At 72.4% G+C, this 3,997-nt stretch carries 4 protein-coding genes, 1 rRNA gene and 1 pseudogene; 3 read left to right on the forward strand and 3 right to left on the reverse strand.

What is annotated here, in order from left to right; all coding sequences use genetic code 11:
• Together AB0P06_RS36615 and AB0P06_RS36620 are read right to left on the reverse strand one after the other, a co-directional pair.
• A pseudogene (locus AB0P06_RS36615) lies at positions 1–96 on the reverse strand (electron transfer flavoprotein subunit beta); the annotation flags it as partial.
• Between the two features lie 322 nt (positions 97–418).
• Positions 419–832: a thioredoxin family protein gene (locus AB0P06_RS36620; protein WP_363615295.1), complete on the reverse strand. Its 414-nt coding sequence runs from the start codon at positions 830–832 to the stop codon at positions 419–421.
• 213 nt (positions 833–1,045) lie between these two features.
• Here AB0P06_RS36620 and AB0P06_RS36625 point away from each other — a divergent pair, with 213 nt between their 5' ends.
• From AB0P06_RS36625 to AB0P06_RS36635, 3 genes are all read left to right on the forward strand, one after another.
• Positions 1,046–1,471: a DUF4395 domain-containing protein gene (locus AB0P06_RS36625; RefSeq protein WP_363615297.1), complete on the forward strand. Its 426-nt coding sequence runs from the start codon at positions 1,046–1,048 to the stop codon at positions 1,469–1,471.
• Between the two features lie 230 nt (positions 1,472–1,701).
• A complete protein-coding gene (locus AB0P06_RS36630) occupies positions 1,702–2,481 on the forward strand; it encodes a lysophospholipid acyltransferase family protein (RefSeq protein ID WP_363615300.1) in 780 nt (259 codons plus the stop codon).
• Between the two features lie 139 nt (positions 2,482–2,620).
• Entirely contained in the window at positions 2,621–3,811 is a 1,191-nt protein-coding gene (locus AB0P06_RS36635; RefSeq protein WP_363615301.1) for a hypothetical protein, read from the forward strand.
• A gap of 111 nt (positions 3,812–3,922) precedes the next feature.
• Here AB0P06_RS36635 and rrf read toward each other — a convergent pair.
• Positions 3,923–3,997, reverse strand: a 5S ribosomal RNA gene (gene rrf / locus AB0P06_RS36640); the annotation flags it as partial.

The raw sequence follows: 3,997 nt of genomic DNA on the forward strand, positions 1-3,997 counted from the left end.
CACGCCCTCCCGGTCGGTGGTGTGATCCTCCGCGAAACGACGGTCCCCCGTCGCATCCGGCACGTACTTCACACAGACAACGATCCTCAAGCTCACGGCCTGTCTCCTGTACTGGTCTCGTCCGGCGGCTGCGGCTGTGCAAGCGGGCGCGCACACGGCTCGCACCCGCTTCGGGCAGCGTGTTCCCGTGCCGGTCCGGAACTTCCTGGCAGCATACTCGGCAGTAGTCCGACGGTCACTACTGGCCAGTAGCTTACGCCGCCGGACCGGGCCGGAGGGCCCGCACACCGCCCGCGACGGCCCGGGACGAACCCCGGTCCGCGCGAACCACAGGACGGGTCCGCACTGCCTCAGCGCACATCCTGCCCCAGCCCGCACCCGACTCCACCCGACGGGGCGGCCCATCCGGCCCGCACGGTCAGACCGCCTCGCCCAGCGCCGCGATCACATCCGCCTTGCGCGGCAGCCCGGCCGCCCTGCGCACCACCCTGCCGTCCCGGTCGAGCACCAGGACCGTCGGCGTCCGCAGGACGTCCAGCCGGCGGACCAGCTCCAGCCGCGCCTCGGCGTCCAACTCGACGTGCGCCACACCCCCGACCATGCCCGCCACCTCGGCGAGCACCCGTCGGGTGGCCCGGCAGGGCTGGCAGAAGGCCGTCGAGAACTGCACCAGCGTGGCCCGCTCGCCCAGGGACTCCCCCAGCTCCGCCGCCGACAGCCGTACCGCCCCGTCCTTCGTCCGCACCCGCAGCCTCCCGTCGCGCCTGGCCCGCAGCAACCCGAACGCGCTCGCCACCGCGAGCACGACACCGCACACCACCAACCCGGTCATCCCCCCAGTCTGCGGCAGGCCCCGCGAGCTCCCGCAGGGAGGTCGACCGCCGGGGCCGCACCCGCGTACGATCACCGCGTGGACTCCGACCGCCCCGCACAGCCGCTGCTGACCTCGCGCCGCGTGGTCGACCTGTGCCGGGCCGCGGTCTCGCGCTGTCGCTGACGCGCCCCGCCGTCACCCCCCCCTCGCGCCCTCTCCCCCGGAGCTCCCTTGCAGATAGACCCCCGCGGCCCTCGTTTCGCCGCCGCGCTCACCACGCTGGTCCTCATCACCGTCCTGATCAGCGGCAGCGGGGTTCTGCTCGCCCTCCAGGCGGTCGTTTTCGCCTTCGGCGCCCTCGGCGGCCCGCACCTCTCGCCGTACGGCTGGCTGTACCGCACCCTGGTCCGCCCCCGCCTGGCCCCGCCGACCGAGACCGAGGACGAACGGCCCCCGCGCTTCGCCCAGGCCGTCGGCCTGGTCTTCGCCGTCGTCGGCACTCTCGGCTACTTCACCGGCGTGACCTGGCTCGGCCTGCTGGCCACCGCCTTCGCCCTCGCCGCGGCCTTCCTCAACGCCCTGTTCGGCTACTGCCTCGGCTGCGAGATGTACCTGCTGATCCGCCGCACCCAGGGCCGTCTCGACGCCTCCGCGTAGCAGCACGCGGCCCGCGGCCGCAGAAGTTCCCGGTTCCGGTCATCACGGAAATCACACCCCTGCATCCCGCGTGACCGGACGCCTCAGGTGACAGCAGGCACTCGTTCGGGGGATCATCTCCGTGTATCACCCGTGGCCGCCGCGGCGTGCCGCGCCTCCGGTCGGCCCCCACGTACGACACGGGTACCGCCGGACCGGGCCAGCAGGCCCGTGGGAAGTCAGGACTGACCGTGGCAGAGTTCGTGTACCCGCCCGTGATCGGCGCCGCACTGGCCGTCTTCCGCACGCTCGACGTGCGCATCAAGATCGTGGGCGCCGAGCACATCCCGGCCAAGGGCGGAGCGGTACTGGTGAGCAATCACATCAGCTACCTGGACTTCCTCTTCGCCGGCCTCGGCGCCTACCGCGGCGGCAAGCGCAAGACCCGTTTCATGGCCAAGGACGACGTGTTCAAGCACGGTGTCTCCGGCCCGCTGATGCGCGGCATGAAGCACATCCCCGTCGACCGCACCGACGGCCAGCCCGCGTACGAGGCCGCGGTGCGCGCCCTGCGGGCCGGCGAGGTGGTCGGGGTGTTCCCCGAGGCGACCATCAGCCGCTCGTTCATGCTGAAGAAGTTCAAGACCGGCGCCGCGCGGATGGCCGCCGACTCCGGCGCCCCGCTGCTGCCCGTTGTCCTCTGGGGCACCCAGCAGCTCTGGACCAAGGGCCGTCCCAAGACCCTCACCAAGCGCCATGTGCCCGTCACCATCATGATCGGCGAGCCGATCGTGCTGGCCCCCGGCGACAAGCCCGTGATGGTCACCCGCCGCCTGCGCGCCGCGATGAGCGAGATGCTGGACCGCGCCCAGCGCGAGTACCCCGGCAAGCCCAGCGGCCCGGACGACACCTGGTGGCTGCCCGCCCAGCTCGGCGGCACCGCGCCCACCCTGGAGGCCGCCGAGGCCGAGGACGAGGCGGAGCTCACCGCGAAGGCCGAGCGCCGGGCGGCCCGGGGCCAGACTTCCTGAGGCGTTCCCGCCGGTACTCCGTGTGACCGAGCGGGCGCGGGCCGTCGCGTGTCGGCCGATAGTCCGCTCTCCCGATCTGACACAGTGACAGCTCCCCCGGGGGCCCTCGTCCTGAATCGGAGACGGAGATGAGACGCGGATGACCGGCACACGGCTGTCACTCACGACCACGGCCCGCACACGCACCAGCGCCTGTGCGGGCCTCCTGCTGGCGGGCGTCATGCTCACCGGGTGCGGCGCCGAGCCGGGAGAGATCCCGCTCAGCGAGATCCTCGCGGAGTCCCCGTCCGCCACCCCCACCCCCGAGGCCGCCGTAGCCGACGCCACTACCGGAGTGGCCGGGGCGGCCACAGCGGCGACGGCCTCCACCGCGCGCAACGGCCTCATCGTCAGCCGGACCTTCCTCGACGCCGACCGGAGCACCAGCGCCATCTTCACCGTCGCGGCCGACGGCACCGGAGAACGCCAGGTCACCCAGCCGTCGGCCAGGGGCCGTGACGATCACCCCGACTGGTCACCGGACGGCACCACCATCGCCTTCGACCGAAGCGACTCACCGGACGGCCTCGCCCGGATCTGGACGGTCTCGGCGGACGGCGAGGGTGCCCACCAGGTCGGCGAGCTCTGCGACGCCGAGGCGGCCGACTGCGTCAACGAGCAGGAGCGCGCGCCCGCCTTCTCCCCCGACGGCAAGCAGCTGGCGTTCAGCCGCGCCTGGGGCGCGACCAACCCGGCCGGCGGCGACCAGATCCAGTACTCCGACCTCTACCTCATGAGCCCGGACGGCACCAGCGCCCAGCGGCTGACGTTCCTGACCAACGACAAGCCCTACTCCGGCGAGGTCAGCAATCCGAGCTGGTCCCCCGACGGCAAGCAGCTCGCCTTCGAGTACCGGACCAGCGCCACCGGCCAGCCCGCGAGCGGCCGCGCCATCTACGTCGTCAACACCGACGGCACCGGCATGCGTCGGCTCACCCCCTGGGAGCTGCGGGCCGGCGAACGGGCGAGCTGGTCCCCGGACGGCAGCCAGATCATGTTCACCACCTACCCCGCCGGCACCGACTACGCCCCGGGCGGAGGCATCTACACCGTCAACACCGACGGCACCGCCATCGGCGCGCTCACCCCCGGCCCGTCCGACGTCTTCTACGACGCCGCCTCCTACGCCCCCGACGGACAGTCCATCGTCTTCGCCCAGGCCCCCGCCGGCGGCAGCGCCGACCTCTTCAGCATGCGGACGGACGGTACGAACGTCACCCGGATCACCAGTACCGCGGACCGCTGGCGGAGCCGCCCGAGCTGGGGGACGGCGATCGCTGCCGCCCCGTGAATTCCGGTGGGGGGCATCGGTGACATCGGCGGCATCGGTGACACAAACGCAGGGCCGTAAACGCAGAGAACCCCCCACCCGGAATCGGGTGGGGGGTTCTCTGGAATGATTGTTCGGCGGCGTCCTACTCTCCCACAGGGTCCCCCCTGCAGTACCATCGGCGCTGTGAGGCTTAGCTTCCGGGTT

The organism is Kitasatospora sp. NPDC088351 (genome assembly GCF_040685575.1).
Classification (GTDB): domain Bacteria; phylum Actinomycetota; class Actinomycetes; order Streptomycetales; family Streptomycetaceae; genus Kitasatospora.